This window comes from Micromonospora sp. MH99 (assembly GCF_021442385.1).
Classification (GTDB): Bacteria; Actinomycetota; Actinomycetes; order Mycobacteriales; family Micromonosporaceae; genus Micromonospora.
The window spans coordinates 76,268-93,718 of the sequence record NZ_MUZA01000022.1 but is presented as its reverse complement, the minus strand read 5'-3'; the positions used below and the strand labels follow the sequence as shown (position 1 = coordinate 93,718).

General features: G+C 73.6%; 10 protein-coding genes. 4 read left to right on the top strand and 6 right to left on the bottom strand.

Features of this window, described 5'->3' with window-relative positions; translation table 11 throughout:
- Nucleotides 1-112 precede the first annotated feature (112 nt).
- From B0E54_RS14520 to B0E54_RS14510, 3 genes are read right to left on the bottom strand one after another with little or no spacing between them, the layout of a single operon-like run.
- A complete protein-coding gene (locus B0E54_RS14520; protein ID WP_234584034.1) occupies nucleotides 113-997 on the bottom strand; it encodes a nitrate- and nitrite sensing domain-containing protein in 885 nt (294 codons plus the stop codon).
- 7 nt (nucleotides 998-1,004) lie between these two features.
- The gene (locus B0E54_RS14515; RefSeq protein ID WP_234584033.1) at nucleotides 1,005-3,581 is read right to left on the bottom strand and encodes a LuxR family transcriptional regulator; all 2,577 of its coding nucleotides are present in this window, start codon (nucleotides 3,579-3,581) and stop codon (nucleotides 1,005-1,007) included.
- A gap of 5 nt (nucleotides 3,582-3,586) precedes the next feature.
- A complete protein-coding gene (locus tag B0E54_RS14510; RefSeq protein ID WP_234584032.1) occupies nucleotides 3,587-4,852 on the bottom strand; it encodes an Hsp70 family protein in 1,266 nt (421 codons plus the stop codon).
- A gap of 297 nt (nucleotides 4,853-5,149) precedes the next feature.
- Here B0E54_RS14510 and B0E54_RS14505 point away from each other — a divergent pair, with 297 nt between their 5' ends.
- The 4 genes from B0E54_RS14505 (at nucleotide 5,150) to B0E54_RS14490 (ending at nucleotide 15,346) form a co-directional block, all read left to right on the top strand.
- Nucleotides 5,150-6,037: an IniB N-terminal domain-containing protein gene (locus B0E54_RS14505; RefSeq protein WP_234584031.1), complete on the top strand. Its 888-nt coding sequence runs from the start codon at nucleotides 5,150-5,152 to the stop codon at nucleotides 6,035-6,037.
- 115 nt (nucleotides 6,038-6,152) lie between these two features.
- Entirely contained in the window at nucleotides 6,153-8,009 is a 1,857-nt protein-coding gene (locus B0E54_RS14500) for a dynamin family protein (RefSeq protein ID WP_234584030.1), read from the top strand.
- Entirely contained in the window at nucleotides 8,006-9,466 is a 1,461-nt protein-coding gene (locus B0E54_RS14495; protein WP_234584029.1) for a hypothetical protein, read from the top strand. The genes B0E54_RS14500 and B0E54_RS14495 overlap by 4 nt, the downstream gene beginning before the upstream one ends.
- A 255-nt stretch (nucleotides 9,467-9,721) precedes the next feature.
- Nucleotides 9,722-15,346 carry a GH92 family glycosyl hydrolase gene (locus B0E54_RS14490; protein ID WP_234584028.1) on the top strand — a complete coding sequence of 1,875 codons (5,625 nt, stop codon included), beginning with the start codon at nucleotides 9,722-9,724 and terminating at the stop codon, nucleotides 15,344-15,346.
- Between the two features lie 516 nt (nucleotides 15,347-15,862).
- Here the strand turns inward: B0E54_RS14490 and B0E54_RS14485 are convergent.
- The 3 genes from B0E54_RS14485 to B0E54_RS14475 are packed head-to-tail and all read right to left on the bottom strand — an operon-like array spanning nucleotide 15,863 to nucleotide 17,417.
- Nucleotides 15,863-16,456 carry a histidine phosphatase family protein gene (locus B0E54_RS14485; protein ID WP_234584027.1) on the bottom strand — a complete coding sequence of 198 codons (594 nt, stop codon included), beginning with the start codon at nucleotides 16,454-16,456 and terminating at the stop codon, nucleotides 15,863-15,865.
- On the bottom strand, nucleotides 16,453-17,223 hold the full coding sequence (locus B0E54_RS14480; protein ID WP_234584026.1) for a CbtA family protein: 771 nt from the start codon (nucleotides 17,221-17,223) through the stop codon (nucleotides 16,453-16,455). The genes B0E54_RS14485 and B0E54_RS14480 overlap by 4 nt, the downstream gene beginning before the upstream one ends.
- A complete protein-coding gene (locus tag B0E54_RS14475; RefSeq protein ID WP_234584025.1) occupies nucleotides 17,214-17,417 on the bottom strand; it encodes a CbtB domain-containing protein in 204 nt (67 codons plus the stop codon). Before B0E54_RS14475 ends, B0E54_RS14480 begins: the two co-directional genes overlap by 10 nt.
- Nucleotides 17,418-17,451 lie beyond the last annotated feature (34 nt).

The window sequence follows — 17,451 nt, the reverse complement described above, 5'->3', positions numbered from 1 at the left end:
AGCAGCACCCCCAGCACGGCGATCAGCCCGAGCCCCACCACCGCGCCGGTCCGCCCGACGATCACCGCCGCCCCAGGCGCGGCCCGTTCGACGCTCCCGCGGGCGGTGGTCGTCACCAGCTCGTGCAGAGCGCCGCGCGCGTCGTCCGCCAGTCCGCCGCGCTGATCCCGCGCAGCGCGTCGGCCCGGTCCGTCCGCAGCAGCGCGTCCTCCACCGCGAGCAGGCCCGCGAACTCCGGGGCCGCCGCGAGATGCTGGTGCGCGCCCCGGCCGCCGGCCGGCAGGCCGGCCGCCGCCTCGACGCGGGCGTACCGCTGGGTGGTCACCAGCTCGACCAGCCGGCGCCGCTCCTCGGCGGTGATCCGACCGCTCAGGACGGCCGCGCTGATCAGGGTGTCCTCCCGGGCGAGCAGCTCGCGGGCGCGGGCCAGCGCGATCACCGCGCGGGTCTCGATCGCCAACCTGCTCTCGTACGCGCCCCACTCCGGTCCGTACACGTCGAAGGCGGCGTCGACGAGCTGGTCGTACCCGTCGGTCGCCTTGGTGCGGTCGAGGTACCCGGCGTCCACCTGGGACCGGACGGCGCCGAGCCCGTTCAACCGCCGCACGAGCGCCTCGGCCCGATCACGCACCGCCCCGGCGCTGAGCAGGCGCAGATCGCGGCCGGCCGGAAACGCCCGGACGTCCGCCGTCGCCCGGTCGGTCACCTCGCGCGCCCCGGCCAGCGCGGTCCGCGCCGGCGCCGACCCGGCCAGCGCCTCGGCGGTCACCCGGCGCTCGGTCTGCAGGCTGAGGATCAGCCGGTCGATGGGTTGGCCCAGGGTGTCGGCCAGGGTCCGCACCCGCAGCAGGTCGACCGCGTCCTCACCGGTCAGGTAGGCCGCGTACGACCAGAGCGCGAGCAGCACCGCCGCCGCGGCGACGAACCGGACCCGCAGTCGCCGTTCGGGGGTGTGCGTCACGTCGCGCTCCGCCCGGTTCGCGGTGACCCGTGGCACGTCCGGCTCATCGCGCCGACCGCTGCGGCCAGGGCTGCCCGGCGGCGTCGCTGGCCCGGTCGGCGACGACGGTCCGCAGCAGGGCCAGCAGCTCGGCACGGTTCGCGCAGTTCAGCCGGTTGCGCATGCGGGCCACGTGGTGCTCCACGGTCTTCGCCGAGATGAAGAGCCGATCACCGATCTCCCGGTAGGTCAGCCCGGCCAGCACCAGCTCGGCCACCTCGTACTCCCGGTCGCTGAGCCCCTGCTGGGTGGGGGCGGCGATGGCGTCGGCCGCCGGGGTGGCGCTCTCGCCGGCGGTCGGTCGCGGCCCACCGGTGGCGGAGGCCGGCCGGCCCTGGAGCACGCGGGCGCATTCCAGCAGGGTGGTCATCGCCCGCCGGTCCGAGGTGCGGATCGCGGCCTGCCCGGCGAGGCGCGCGCCGTCCCAGCACAGTCCGGTGTCGTGCAGGCCACGGGCGGCGGCCTCCACCCGCACCGGGTCGACCACGCCCCGCAGCACCTCCACCCAGCTCTCGGCGGCCGCGGCGACAACTGCGGCGTAGCGGCTGTGGTCGGCGGCGGCCAGCAGGGCGGCGACGTGGTCGTCGGCGGCCGTCGGCTCGCCGCTCAGGATGGCCGCGTGCAACCCGCTCCAGTGCAGCGGGACGCTCCACAGTGTCGGAGCGCCGAGCCGGTCGAGCAGCGCGCGACCCTCCCGCAGATACGGTGCCAACCGGGCCGCGTCGCCCAGCCGTGCGCCCGCGATGGCCAGTTCGCCAAGTGGCAGCAGCGTGAACAGGTCGACGGGATGGCGGACCACCGCCTCCAGGGCCTGCCCCCACCCTCGCTTGAGCGCGCCGAGGTCGCTGGTGCGCCGACCGATGCCCATCCGCAGCGCGGCGGCGAAGAGCAGGTCACGGGACTCCAACGGCCGTTCGTCGGCGGTCACCGTGGCGAGGCGTTCGGCGGCGGCGAGTGTCTGGCCCCGGACCATCAGGATCCAGGCCTGCAACAGCCGGTGCCGGCGGGCCATCAGCGGACCGCCGACCCCGGCGGCCTGCGCCCGGTGCAGCACCTGCTCGGCGATGTCCAGCTCGCCCGAGTGCACGGCGGTCAGGGCGGCCAGCGCGGCGGGACTGTCCGGCAGGAGCGCCGCCCGGCCGTCCGGCTCCAGCAGCGCGGCGGCCTGCACGAGCGCGGAGAGCGCGGCGCTCGGTGTGCCGGTGACGCTCTCGCGGACGCCCTGGGCCATCAGCCGGGCGGCGCTGGCGTGCAGTGTGGGCGGTTCGCCTGCCGACTCGTCCACCGGCGGCCCGGCTGCGGTCAGGTCGCCGGTGGCGAGCCCGCCGACGGTGGCGTACGCCAGCGACGATGCGGTGCCCGACCACCGGTACAGCTCGACGCTGCGGCCGGTGTGGCCGCGGTGCGCCAGAGCGGTGGCGGCCACTACGGCAGCCTCGGCGCGGTCCGTCGGATCGGCTGCGGCCAGCAGCCGGTCCGCCAGGCGCAGCGCGTCGTCGAGGTTGCCGGCGAGCGCGGCGGCGAGCGCCTGCCGGGCGCTCGTCGGGTGTCCGGCCGCGGTGGCGGCGGCGAACAGATCGGCGGCGAAGGCCGGCTCGTCGGCAAGCGCCTCCTGCGCCGCCGCGGCAAGCGTCGGGGCCGGACAGTCGCCGAGCACGCCCACCGCGAGCAGCGAGCGCACCAGCGGCAGCACCGGGCCGCCCCGGGCGAGCTGCAACTCGGTGAGGCGACGCCAGACCGCGCTGCGTTCGGTGGCCGGGCTGAGTGTGGTGACGGCCCGCCGGACGATCGGCGTGAGCCGGCCGTCGGCGCCGATCAGCCCGGCGGCCCGGGTCGTGGCGATCAGCTCGTCGACCGCCTCCGGCTCCTGGTCGAGCAGCGGGCCGAGCATGGTCACCGGCAGCGGTACGCCGGCCGCGACCGCGAGCAGCAGCCGTCGTACGGCGGTGGGCTGGATCTCCAGCTCCGGGGCGAACTCGAGGACGACGGACCGGGGCGGTTCGGTCGGGGCGCTGCTCAGGGCCGGGACCGCGCGCAGGCCACGGGTCAGCCGCTCGACATCGCGGGGGACGCCACCGGTCTGCGTGTGCACGTAGTCGACCAGGTCGCCACGGTGCGCCAGCTCGGGCGCCGCGGCGGCGAGGTGGGCCGCGGTCTGCTCCCGCCCGTACGGGCCGAGCAGCACGGCCTGCCCTTCACGGCGCAGCGCGTCGGTCAGCTCGGAGAGGGCCACCGACCGGGGCCAGGGCCGGTGGGCGACGACCAGTCGGTGCCGTCGGGTGGCGACCAGATCCAGCAGCACGCCGACCCGCTCGTCGTCGAGCAGGTGCGCGTCGTCGACCAGCAGCAGCTCGGCCGGGTCGACGGGATCGGCCGGCTCCGGTACGCCCGTGCGTACGGTGAGCCCGGCCCGTCGCCCGATGCGCGTCAGCTCGGCGAGCAGCGCGGTCTTGCCGTGGCCGGCGGGGCCGGCCAGGCCGACCAGGAGCGGGCCGGTCGGATCGTCGGCGACCCGGTCCAGCAGGGCCTTGGGCGCTCTGCCGAGCACCAGTCGGGACTCGACGACGTCATTCATGATCATTGTGGTCATCCTTCGCGTCCCCGGCTGAGCGTCAGTGCCAGACGGGACGCCTTCGGCAGGTCGAGGGGGAGGATCCGGACCGGAGGGCGCGGTGGCGGCTCGCCCGGATCGGTGGCGTGGTTCCGCGGCCGGCGCAGGGCCGGGATGGCGGCCCGGCCGGAGCTGGCGACCGGCGCCGGGTCGCGGACCGCAGGGGGGTGCCGGGGGCGGGGTGACACCACCTGGCAGGCCGCGCTCGCCGCCCCGGTGGCGGCGGTGAGCTGCGCGTCCGGCTCCACCTCGACCGGGACCGGAAGCGCCGCCGTGATCAGCTCGGTGACCAGCGGGATGCGGGCCGAGCCGCCGGCCAGCAGGACGCCGTCGAGCTGCGTCGGCGTCAGGCCGGCGCCCTGCACGGTGCGCAGCAGGAGGTCCACCGTGGCCTGCACGGTCGGGCGGATCATCGCCTCGAACTGCGCGCGGGTCACCGGTATCCGTGCCGGGCCGGTCGGCAGGCTCAACACCACGTCGGCGGCCAGCTCGACGGTCAGCGCCCGCTTGACCCGGTCGCACTCGGCCGGCAGCCCGCGCAGGGCGGCCTGGTGCTCCCGACGGCCGGTGGCGGCCAGCTCCCGTGACAGCACGGTGCGGACGTGGCTGGCCAGCAGTTCGTCGAAGTCGGCGCCGCCGATCGGGTCGAGACCCTGCGGGGTGCCGAAGCTCTCGTAGGTGCCGCGCGGGGTGCGCCGCACGAGGGCCGCCTCGAAACTGGCGCCCCCCAACGCGTAGACGGCGGCCGTGGTGCCGTCGAACCCGCGGGCCGCGTGGCTCTCGGCGACCGTGACGGTGCGGGGCAGCAGCGTGACGCCGCGCAGACCGAGGTCGGTGAGCGCCCGGTGCAGCAGCTCCCGCCGGTACGGCCGCCAGGCCGCCGGGTGGCTGAGCACGACCGCCGCGGCCGGACCGCCCTCGGCGGCCTGCACCTGCTCCACCACCCACGCCGCCAGTTCCGCGGTGAGCGTCTGCGGCGCGCACGGCTCGCCGCCGAGCAGCAGGGGCACGTCGTCGCCGATGCGGCGGACGAAGTCCCTGGTGGTGCGGCTGCCGTCGTCGGTGGCGGGCCCGCCGATGTGCAGGGCGCCGTCCTCGGCCAGGTGCAGCACCGACGGTACGAGGGGGGAGCCGGCGTTGAGCGGAACAGCCTCCGGGCGCGTCCAGGTCCGGCCGTCGCGCCGTGCGACGGCGGCGGCGGTGTTGGTGCTTCCGATGTCGATCCCCAGGACGTACGGCATCCGTCTCTTCTCTTTCCGCGAGTCGGCCCTCTGGTGGCGATGGCGCCGGCGCTGCCCGGCGACCCACCCCCGGCGAAACCCGCGGGCTCCTACGTTCGTACCAGAGATCGCTCCCTGGTCGGGACCCTAATCTGCCCGAGACGCTTTCCCCCAGTCCCCCTAACGGTGGAGCCGATCAAGGCCCTAACGCGGCGGGATCGGATGCGGGCCGAGCCCCGATGTCCGGGATCGGCCCCCGCAATAACGTCACTGTCGACGAACGACGGTCGCCGACGCCAATCCGAGGAGAACCGGCACATGGACTCGCAACAGACCCTCCACGACTTCGTGCTCGACCTGCTGACCAACCCCGACGCGCGGTCGGCCTTCGACCTCGACCCGGAGGGCGCGCTGCACGCCGCGGGGCTCAGTGACATCACGGCCGCCGACGTGCAGGACGTGGTGCCGCTCGTGGTCGACTACGCGCCGGGGCAGGGCCTCGCGCCGCTGGTGCCGGCCGTCGGGCAGCTCGGGTTCGACCCGCTGGTGACCGACGCCACCGATGTGGTCGGCCAGCTGCAGAGCGTGGCGCAGCAGATCAGCGTCACCAGTTCGCCGGCCGGCGTGGACGTCAAGGCCGGTGTGCTCGGCGCCATCGCCGTGGACCCGACGACCGTGGCCGCCGGGGTGACCGTGCTTCCGGGTGTCGGCCTGGGCATCGGCCCGAGCGGCCTCGACACCGACCTGACCGGTGTGGCCGACGTCGCGCACACCCTCGACGCGGACGTGGTGCACCCGGTCGACGGCATCGCCGACCCGGTGCTGGGCGGCGTGACCGGCACCGTCGGGGACCCGACCGGTGTACTCGGCGTCACCGACCCGGTGCTCGGCGGCGACGTGACCGGCGGTGCCCTCTCCGGCGTGCACGGCCAGGTCGACGGCATCGTCGGCTCCCTGGGCGTCCACGACACCCTGGGTGGTCTGGGCCTCGGGCACGGCGCCGTCGGCGGCGTGGTGCCGCCGGTGGACGTCCCGTCCGTGGTGGGCGGTGTCACGCACCACGTGGACAGTCTCCTCCCCGGGGTCACCGGCACTGTCGGTGACGTGACCGGAGGGGTCACCGACGGTGTGACCGGCGACCTGCACGACGGGGGGCCCGCCTCGTCGGACCACGGGTTGCTCGGCATCACCGGCGGTCTGCTCTGACGGGAATTCCCGTCGGAAGCGGGAGGCCGGGTCGCCTCGGGCGGCCCGGCTCTCTCCGGTTTCCCTTCCGGTTCCTCTTGATAATTGAGCCGAAATCCGCACACTTGGTGCGGTGATGGCGGGGATCTGGTTGGACGTACTGGACGAGATCGCCCGGACGTGCAACACACACGGTCGCGGCGACCTGCTCCAGACGGTCCGCAACAAGCGTGCCCAACTGCTGGACCCGAAGCTGCGGGTCCTGGTCGTCGGCGAGCCGAACCAGGGCAAGAGTCAGCTCATCAACGCGATCATCAACGCGCCGGCGTGCCCGGTCGGTGACGGTCGCACCACGGTCCTGCCCACAGTGGTGCAGCACGCCGAGGCCGCCTCCGCGGCCGTCGTCCAGGCGCCGCAGGTGTCGGGACGGCCCGCCGCCGGCACCTCGGCCGCGACGCTCGTCGAGCGGACCCCCCTGGCGCTCGACCAGGTCGCGGCCGGGGTGTCCGGCACGGTCGGACGGCGGCCGGGCGGCGGTCCGGCGTACGTCGAGATCGGCCTGCCCCGCGCGTTGCTCGCCGCCGGACTGGTGTTGGTGGACACTCCGGGCACCGACCAGGCGGCTGCGCTCGGTGGGGCCGCGGAGGTCGCCGCCTCCACCCGCGCCGACGCCGTGCTGCTGGTCTCGGACTCGACCCGGGAACTCTCGGTCGCCGAGCTGGACATGCTGCTGCACGTGACGCGGTCGCAGCCGAACGTGGTGGTGGTGCAGAGCAAGACCGATCTCGTGGCGGACTGGCGCGCGGTGGCCGAGCGCAACCGGCAGCACCTCGCCGACGCCGGCGTCGCGGCGCCGCTGATCCCGGTGTCGGCGACCCTGCGGCTGCGCGCTGCGGCGACCGACGACCGCGACCTCAACGCCGAGTCCGGTTTTCCGGCGCTGATCGCCCGCCTGCAGCGGGACCTGACCGGCAAGGCCGACCACCTGGCGCGGGCGTCGGTGCAGGCGGTGGCCCGTACGGTGGTGGAGCAACTGGCCGCGCCGCTGCGCGCCGAACTGGCGACACAGGAGGCCGAGGAGCAGTCCGGGCCGATCTCCCGGCTGCACGCCGCCCAGCGGGAGGTCGACGAGCTGCGCCGCTGCTCCACCCGTTGGCAGAACACGCTCGCCGACGAGATGGCGGATCTGCTCTCCGACATCGAGTACGACCTGCGCGACCGCACCCGCCAGATCCTGCGTGCCGTGGACGAGGCGTTCGACACGGCGGACCCCCTCGTCGCCTGGGACACCTTCGCCGACTGGCTGGAGCGCAGCCTCGTCGAGGCCGCGGAGGCCAACCACGAGTGGCTGATCCAGCGTTGTGACTGGATCGCCCGTCGGGTGGCCGCCAACTTCAACAGGTACGGCTACGACGTGCTGCCGCCCTGGTCGATGACGATGCCGGCGGATCTCGGCGACCGGCTGCCGGACCTGGAGCGGCCGAGGATCGACCGGTTCACCACCGGCCAGAAGTTGTTCACGGGCATGAAGGGCTCGTACGGCGGCATGCTGATGTTCGGCCTCGCGACGACCCTGGCCGGAATGCCGATGATCAACCCGGTCTCGGTCGGCATCGGCGCGCTCTTCGGCGGCAAGAGCATTCGTGACGAGGGCAAGCAGCTGCTGCGCCGCCGGCAGGCGACAGTCAAGACGGCCATCCAGCGGCATGTCGACGAGTTCTTCGTCCGGATCGTCCGGGACTGCCGGGACGCCACCCGCCAGGTGCAGCGGATGCTGCGCGATCACTTCACGGGGCTGACCGAGGAGTTGCAGGAGGCCATCGTGCAGTCGTTCCGCAGCGCGAAGCAGGAGGCCGACACCGATGTCGCCCTGCGCGACCAGCGGCAGCGGGAGATCCGGTTGAAGATGACCCGCCTGGCGGCGCTCTACGAGCAGTCCCAGCAGTTGACCGGTGCCCGGTCCACTCCGGTGCTGTTGGAGCCCCGCGCGTGACGGTCGGGGTGCGGTTGGACGAGGCGGCGTGGGGGCTGCTGCACCAGGCCATGGACGTCTACCAGCACGACGCGCGGGCCGTCGCGCGGTTGCGGCACCAGGTGGCGCGGTTGGAGCAGCCGCTGCGGATCGCGGTGGCCGGCCCCTGGCGTGCCGGCAAGTCGACGGTGCTGAACGCGTTGATGGGGGAGGAGGTCGCGCCGGTCGAGGGCGCGGACGGCGTCTTCACCTGGTACGAGGACGGCCCTTCGCCGCACGCCACCGCCTATCCGGTGGGCCAGCCTCCCCAGGAGCTGACTGTGGTCAAGTCGGCGACCGGGATGCGGGTGGATCTGGGTTGGCGGGTCGGGGAGGTGCGCGACATCGTGGTGCGGTGGCCGACGCGGGCGTTGCGGCAGGTGACGTTCATCGACACCCCGGCGCTCGCGGCGGTCGACGAGCAGGGCCACGCGCCGGTGCTGGACCGTGTGCTGCGGGACTCGGACGCGGTGCTGTTCCTGAGCCGCGACGGTCGCGACAGTGACCTGCGGGTGTTGGAGTCCGCTCGCGACAGTGTGGTCGGGCAGGCCGCCCCGGTAAATGTGATCATGGTGTTGTCCCGGGCGGACGAGGTGGGCGGCGGCCGGATCGACGGGCTGCTCACCGCCCGCCAGCTGGCCCGACGGCACCATCGGGATCCCCGGGTGGGCGCGTTGGCCGTGAACGTGGTGGCGTGCAGCGGCGCGATCGGCCTCGCGGGCCGGATGCTCAGCGAGGCCGACTTCGCCGCGCTCGCGACGCTGGCCGGGGCGTCCCGCGCCGAGTTGGAGGCCCACCTGCTCTCCGCCGACCGTTTCGTCCGTGGCGAGCTTCCGGTGCACCTGGACCCGGAGGTGCGCGCCGGTCTGCTGGATCGGTTCGGGCTCTTCGGGATCCGGCTCGCGACGACCCTGGTGCGGGGCGGGTTCGACACCCGGGTGACGTTGTCGGCCGAGCTGATCCGGCGCAGTGGGCTCACCGAGCTGCGGGAGTCGATGACCCGCTGTTTCGTCGATCGGCGCGACACCCTCAAGGCACGTTCGGCGCTGGCGGCGGTGGAGGCCCTGGTGCGGGCCGAGCCGGTGCGCGGGGCCGACGAGCTGGTCGCCGCCATCGAGCAGATCCTGGCGGGCGCGCACGAGTTCCGGGAGTTGCGCCTGCTGGTGGCGCTGCGCAACGCCCGCCTGGGTTTCGACGCGGAGCTGGCGGCCGAGGCGCAGCGCCTGGTGGGCGGCGACGGGGTTGGCCTGGCCGCGCGCCTGGGCGTGGAGCACGAGGCGACCGTGCAGCGGCTCTGGGAGGTCGCCGCCGACGCCCAGTGGCGGTGGCGGGACCGGGCCGAGGATCCTCTGCTCCCGCTGGCCCAGCGCCGGGGCGCGGAGGTGGTCGTCCGCAGCTGCGAGGGGATGCTGGCCGAGCTGGCCGCGGGCGGTCGCTGAGCGCCGCGCATCGGTGCTGTCCAGCCCGGACGCCCCGGTCGGCGTGTTCCCTTTCGGTCAACCCATTGACAGGGCCGTGGCCGCCCGGAAACATCTGCCCAACATCCACCGGGTCTGCCCTCGCTTGTCACGCACGTCCGATGACAACGATGTCAGGCCCGACCCGTCCCTCCACTGTCGACCGCAGCAGCCACCGTCTCCTTCGCCCAGCCGTACGACGTACTCGACCGGATCGAGTCGAAAGGCCCCGCTCCCATGCCGTATCGCCCCCGTGCGCGCACCGTTTCCCTCCGGCTGGCCGCCGCGACCACCGCCGCCCTGCTGCCGCTGGGGCTGGTCGTCGCCGCGCCCCTGGCCAACGCCGCGCCCAGCACCGCCCCACCGGGCTCCTTCAGCTCCTCGTTCGAGTCGGCCGACCCGCAACCCGCCACCAGCACCGTCGAGGTCGACTCCTCGGGCCGGCCCGTGCAGGGCAACCTGAGCGGATCGAGCAGCGCGAACCTGCCCGGCAGCCTGCTCGGCCAGGTCGACGCCGTGACCGCGAGCGCCCAGAACCCACCGAACGAGATCGCCGCCAACCTCGCCGACGGGAACCCGTCGACCAAGTGGCTGGCGTTCGAACCGACCGGCTGGATCACGTACCGGCTGGCGAAGCCGGCGGTCGTGGCGCGGTACGCGCTGACCTCGGCGGACGACGAACCGACCCGTGACCCCCGCGACTTCACCCTCCAGGGGTCCACCGACGGCAACACCTGGACGGACCTGGACCGGCAGACGCAGCAGCGCTTCGCCAAGCGGTTCGCCACCAACACGTACCGCGTCTCCAACACGACCGCGTACGGCTGGTACCGGCTGTCCATCTCCGCGAACTCCGGTGCCTCCCTGTCCCAGCTCGCCAGCTGGGACATCAGCGACGGCTCGGACGTCCGCCCGCCCGCCGCGCCCATGGTCACCGGCGTCGGCCCCGGGCCGGTCGGCGGCTACACGACGAAGCCGGGCGTCGGCTTCACCGGGCTGGCCGCGCTGCGCTACTCCGGCGGGGCCGAGGCCGACGGCCGCTCGTACGCGACGAACCGGCTGTTCGACGTCGACATCCCGGTCGGGCCGAACACCCGCCTGTCCTACCGGATCTTCCCCGAGTTCACCGGCCAGGACGCGCGGTACCCGTCCACCTACGCGGCTCTCGACCTGCACTTCACCGACGGCAGCTACCTGAGTGGACGCTCGGCGGTCGACCAGCACGGCTACGCGCTGACGCCGGCCGGCCAGGGCGTGTCGAAGGTGCTCTACGCCGACCAGTGGAACCAGGTGCGCGCCGACATCGGCGCCGTCGCCCGGGGCAAGACGATCGACCGCATCCTCCTTGCCTACGACAACCCGCAGGCCACCGGGGAGACCCGGTTCCAGGGCTGGCTCGACGACGTCGAGCTGACCGGCACGCCGGCGGCGATCGACGGCTCCCGGCTGACCAACTACGTCGACACCCGGCGCGGGACCAACTCGACTGGCGGGTTCTCACGCGGCAACAACCTGCCGATCACCGCCGTGCCGAACGGTTTCAACTTCTTCACCCCGGTGACCGACGCGACCTCCGACTCCTGGGAGTACGAGTACCACCGCGCCAACAACGCGGCCAACCTGCCCACGTTGCAGGGCCTCGCGATCTCCCACGAGCCGAGCCCGTGGATGGGTGACCGCAACCAGATGTCGGTGATGCCGGTGGCCGGCGACGGTCCTCTCACCGGGTCACCCGCCAGCCGGGCGCTCGCCTTCCGGCACGACGACGAGACGGCACAGCCGGACCTCTACCGGGTCACGACGCAGAGCGGTCTGGTGGCGGAGATGTCACCCACCGACCACGCCGGCATCATGCGGTTCACCTTCGGCGCCGGCCCGGCTACCGGAAGCCTCGTCTTCGCCAAGGGCACGTTCACCATCGGCGCCGACGGCACCTTCACCGGCTGGGTCGACAACGGCAGCGGCCTGTCCGCCGGGCGCAGCCGCATGTTCGTCTCCGGCACCTTCGACCGTGCGCCGACGGCGTCCACCGCGACGTCCGCCACCTTCGACGTCTCCACCGAGCGCCAGGTGACGATGCGGATCGCCACCTCGTTCCTCTCGGTCGACCAGGCCCGCCGCAACCTCGACCTGGAGGTGACCGGCCGGAGCTTCGATGCGATCCGCGACGCCGCCACCGCGGCGTGGAAGGACCGCCTCGGCCGGGTCGAGCTGCGGGGCGCGACCGAGACGCAGCTGGTCACCATGTACTCGAACCTGTACCGGCTGAACCTGTACCCGAACTCCCAGTCGGAGAACACCGGCACCGCTGCCGCACCCCACTGGCAGTACGCCAGCCCGGTGTCCGCGCCGACCGGCACGTCGACCGCCACCCGGACCGGCGCGAAGATCGTCGACGGCCAGATCTACGTCAACAACGGCTTCTGGGACACCTACCGCACCGTGTGGCCCGCCTACTCGCTGCTCTACCCGGACGTCGCCGCCAGGATCTCCGACGGTTTCGTCCAGCACTACCGCGACGGCGGCTGGATCGCCCGCTGGTCCTCGCCCGGCTACGCCGACCTGATGACCGGCACCAGCGCGAACGTGGCTCTCGCGCAGGCGTACCTCACCAGGGTCAAGCTGCCCGACCCGCTCGCGGCGTACGACGCGGCAGTCAAGGACGCGACGGTCGCGTCCGGGCGCGGCGCGGTCGGCCGCAAGGGCATCGAGACCTCGCTGTTCCTCGGCTACACGCCCACCTCCACGGGGGAGTCGGTGTCGTGGGCGCTGGAGGGCTACATCAACGACTACGGCATCGGCAACATGGCCGCCGCCCTGGCGAAGGACCCGGCCACGCCCAGGTCGCGGCGCGACCAGCTCAAGGAGGAGTCGCGGTACTTCCTGGAGCGGGCCCGCAACTACGTCCACCTCTTCGATGAGAAGACCAAGCTCTTCCAGGGCCGCGACGCCTCCGGCAGGTTCCTCGCCGGTGACCCGCTGGACTGGGGTGGCGTCTACACCGAGACCAACGGGTGGAACTTCGCGTTCACCGCGCAGCAGGACCCGCAGGGCCTGATCAACCTGTACGGCGGGCAGAAGGCCCTGCGCGACAAGCTGGACACCTTCTTCGCCACCCCGGAGAACGCCGACCGCCCCGGCGGCTACGGCGGGATCATCCACGAGATGCTCGAGGCCCGCGCGGTGCGCCTCGGTCAGCTCGGCATGAGCAACCAGCCGTCGCACCACATCCCGTACCTGTACGACATCGCCGGCGCACCGGCGAAGACGCAGGCGACCGTGCGCGAGATCATGCAGCGCCTCTACGTCGGCAGCGAGATCGGCCAGGGCTACCTGGGCGACGAGGACAACGGCGAGATGTCGGCCTGGTACGTCCTCAGCTCGCTGGGCGTCTACCCCCTGCAGGCGGGCTCGACCCACTGGGCCATCGGCTCGCCGCAGTTCACCAGGATGACGGTCCACCGTCCGACCGGCGACATCGTGGTCAACGCCGCGAACAACAGCACCCGCAACGTGTACGTGCAGAGCGTCACGGTCAACGGCAAGAAGCAGCGCGGCGTGTCCGTCGAGGTGTCCGCGCTCGCCCGGGGCGCCACGATCGACTTCCAGATGGGACCGAACCCATCGTCCTGGGGCACCGGCCGCAACGACGGCCCGCCGTCGTTGACGAAGGGTGACGCGGCGCCGCAGCCGTTGCAGGACGTCACCGGCCCCGGTCTGGGCACCGCCACCTCCAGTGGCGGTCAGGACGCGTCGAAGCTGTTCGACGACTCGTCGACCACGCAGCTGACCGCGTCGTCGGGCACGCCGCAGATCAGTTGGGCCTCCCGTGCCGGCCGCCAGAAGCCGACGTACTACACGATCACCTCCGGCGCGGGCGCCGGTGACGCGGCGGACTGGCGGCTGCAGGGCTCCACCGACGGCCTCACCTGGAGCACCCTGGACTCCCGTGCGGGCGAGGTGTTCCGCTGGCGCAACCAGACCCGGCCGTTCCAGATCGACAAGCCGGGGCGGTACTCCCAGTTCCGCCTCGTCGTGACGAAGACCGTCGGCGCCGCGCAGCCGACCCTCGCCGAGATCGAGCTGCTCGCCGGCGGTGACCTCGACCTGGCCGGCGGCGACATCACGGTGACCGCCACCGACGGCGCGCACGCGCTCTCGGGCGCACCCGCGACGGTGGCGCTGGCCACCGTCACCGGCGGCGTCGCCGAGGACTACCGCGCGACGATCGACTGGGGTGACGGCTCGCCGGCCACCGCGGGCACCCTGACGCTGAGTTCGCGGGCCGTGTACCGCGTCAGCGGCGAACACACCTACGCCACGCCCGGCTACCACCAGGCGAACGTCACCGTCACCGACGGCACCGGCCAGGGCTCGGTGACGGTCGGCGTCGACGTCGCGTACGCGCCGAAGAACGGTCTCACCGCGGCGTTCGACACCGTGTGCGTCGGCGACGAGGGCACCCTCGCGGCGGACTGCGACGCGAAGTCGTGGGCGTACTCGCGGGCCGCCCTGGCCGCAGCCGGCGTGACGCAGGGGCAGCGAAAGCAGGTGCCGGGCACGGCGCTGGGCTTCACCCTGCCGCAGGTCCCGGCCGGGCAACCGGACAACGCCACCGGCAACGGCGCGACGATCGCTCTGCACCTGCCGTCCGACGCCCGGAACATCTCGTTCATCGGCGCCGGCACGCAGGGCAACCAGAGCACCACCGGCACGGCGACGTTCAGCGACGGCAGCACCGCCAGCATCCCGATCCAGTTCAGTGACTGGACGCTGGGCGGCAACGCTAACGGCACCCCGTCGTACGGCAACATCGTCGTCGCGAAATCCGCGTACCGGCTCAGTGGCACGAGCCGCGACGGCGCGCAGCCGTTCCTGTTCGCCACCACGCCGTACCAGATCCCGGAGGGTAGGACGCTGGTCTCGGTGACCCTGCCGACGCAGACCGGCGATCCCCGCTCGGCGGGCCGGATCCACGTGTTCGCCGTCGCCGACGACGGCACGCCGGCCGCCGCGCTGGCGACCGCCACCCCCGCCGACCAGAGCGTCGACGCCGGCAAGGTCCTCGCGGCGAACCTCGGGTCGGTGACCGGCGGTGTCCCGGGCGCGGCCGGCTACCGCGCCCGCGTCCAGTGGGGCGACGGCACGGTCCCGGACGACGTCACGGTCGGCGCGGACGGCGCGCTGAGCGGCCAGCACACCTACGTGCGGGAGGGCACCTACACGGTGCACGTCACGGCGTGGGACACGCTGTCGAGCAGCACGGCCACCTTCACCGTGACCGTCCGGCGTGCCGGAGCGCAGCCGACGCTCGCGGTGTCCGGCACGCAGCAGGTCACCGCCGGTGACACGGTCACGGTCGACGGCAGCGGGTTCGCCGCCGGCGAGCGGGTGACTGTGGTTCTGGCCGCCGGCACGACGCGGAGCGTGACGGTCTCGGCGTCCGCGACGGGCACGGTCCGCGCCTCCGTCGCGACGTCGGGGGACACGGCACCGGGCCGGTACGCCGTCAGCGCCACCGGCGCCTCCTCGGGTACGCCGGCGACGACCACCGTCCAGGTGACCGCGCGCCCGGCGGGCCCGGCCTACGAGCCGCGGGTGTCGCTGCCCACGACGTCCGGACCACGCGGTACGTCGATCACGGTCGACGGTTCCGGGTTCGCGCCGAACGAGGCGATCACGGTTCGGGTCGGCGAGGGTCGTGTGGTCGGCACGGTGCGTGCGAACGGCGACGGCGTGGTCTCCGGCGCGATCGTCACCGTTCCGGATTCGGCGCAGCCGGGCGTGACAAGCGTGACGCTGTCCGGCGTCACGTCGAAGACGGCGGTGTCCCGACCGTTCACGGTCACCGCCCCGAAGTAAGCAGGGAACGACACCAGTCGGGCGGGCCGTGCTCCACGGCCCGCCCGACACCCGTTCCGGGTCCGCCCGCTCGGCTGACGGCCTTTCGTGGCTTGTCGCTCCGCGCGGCCGGTGAGGCACTGTCGCCCGTGAGGCACATACCTCAGAGTCATATTTATACCTCTGCGGTATGTCGCTCACCGGCCTATGCGCCTGCCGGTCGCCCAGACCCCACCGCTGTCCGGCTCTGACGCCCTGTTGCAACCCAGCGCCCGGCATTGCCTCCCGCTGGACGTCAATGCCGTTGTCCGCCCGCCGCCCGCCGCCCGCCGCCGCCGTGCCGGGCGCCGGCGCCGTGCCGCCCGCCGGCGTCCATGCGCCGCCGATGGCCACGATCCTCCGGCGACGCCGGCGCTGACGGTCAGTGCCGGCGCCGGGCAGTGACCAACGATCCGATCCCGTCGGGCCCGGGTCCGTCGGTGCCGCCCCACATCTGGGGCAGCTCTACAGGGGCCGTGGTCGACCCTCGTCACCCGCTCACGGGTGCCCGGGCGTGCCCAGGCGGAGCCGCCACCGTTGGCCCTGGCCGGTGAGCCGGACGATCGCCAACGGCTCGACGTCCACCTGCCGGTACGTCACCAGCGGCAGTCCCAGGGCGTGCACGACCGCGACCCGGATCACGAGCGGGTGGGTGACGGCCGTGACCCGTCGGCCGAGGCCGCGCTGTCCGTCCAGCCACCGGCCGACGCGCTCGTGCACGGCGGCGACGGATTCGCCCCCGTGCGGCGCGGCGTCCGGGGTGGACAGCCACTCGCGCAACGCGTCGGGCTGCGCGACGGCGACCTCCTGCAGCGACCGGCCGGTCCAGTCGCCGTAGTCGCAGTCGGCCAGCGCCGTCTCCACGGTGGGCACGAGGCCGAGGGCGTACGCGGTCTGGACGGCCGCCGCCGCGGGGCTGGACAGGCAGGCGTCGGTGTCGTCCGACGGCGCCCGCCGACCCAGCACACCGGGGGACAGGGCGAGGGCGGCGTTGCGGCCGCCCTCGTCCAGTGCGTCGTCCCCGCCGAACCGGGCCCGCCGCAGGGCGGCGGTGTGACCGTGGGCGACCAGCCGCAGGCTGGTGGCGTTCACCCGGCCAGTCGTGCGTCGGTGACCGCGCGCTGCCGGTGCATCAGTGCGGCGAAGAGCAGGCCGATCCCGGTCCACAGCACCACCTGGGTGCCGAGGGAGGCGAGCCGGAAGCTCCACAGCAGCGTTGCGGGAAAGTCGCCCGGGACCTCCTGGAACGACGGCAGCACCAGGTAGGCCACGCCGGTGACCAGCAGGAAACCGCCGACCGCCGCCGCGGCGCGCAGCCACACCGGTGCCTGCTCGCCGACCGCCCGGTAACCCAGCGAACCGGACCAGACCGCGACCAGGCCGAGGACCACCAGCAGCAGGTAGGTGACCGTGCGCTGGTCGATGGTGGCCGGGTCGCCGACCGCCGGAGGGTTCGGCGGGTACTTGACGAACGGCACGATCACCGCCCCGAGCAGCGCGCCGCCGGCCAGCAGCAGCCCGGACCACCCGTCGTCCACCGTGCGCCGCCGCCGGTTCAGCAGGACGCACGCGGTGGCCAGCAGGCCACCCATCGCGGCGCCGAAGAGGGCGGTGGCCAGGAACAGCCCGCCGCGCTGGCCGTTCCTGCTGACCAGGGCGTCCTCGTCGTGCTGGTGCCCACCGGTGGCGGGGTCGGCGTGTGTCGCCGCCTCCTCGATGGCGATGGCCGCCTCGACGTGGGGTTCGCCGACGACGTACGCGAACGTTCCGGCGAGCAGGCCGGCCACCAGGCCGGCGAGCAGCCCGCGCAGGAGAACCGTGACGAACGTGGGTGGGGTGCCGGTGCCGCTCAGTGGCACGGGACACCGAGCAGGTGCCGGCCGTCGTGCATCAGCTCGTGCAGGTACATCCCGCTGCGCGAGACCGCACCCTGGTCGAAGGCGACGAGATAGGCCAGCAGGCTGAGCACGGCGACGGTGGCCAGGACCGTCCACAGGAGACGGGTCGGGGCAGCGGGGTGCACCAGCGGCTGGCTGGACGTGGAACTGGACATGCGTGCACGAACCTCCTCGGGGATGACGCGTCCC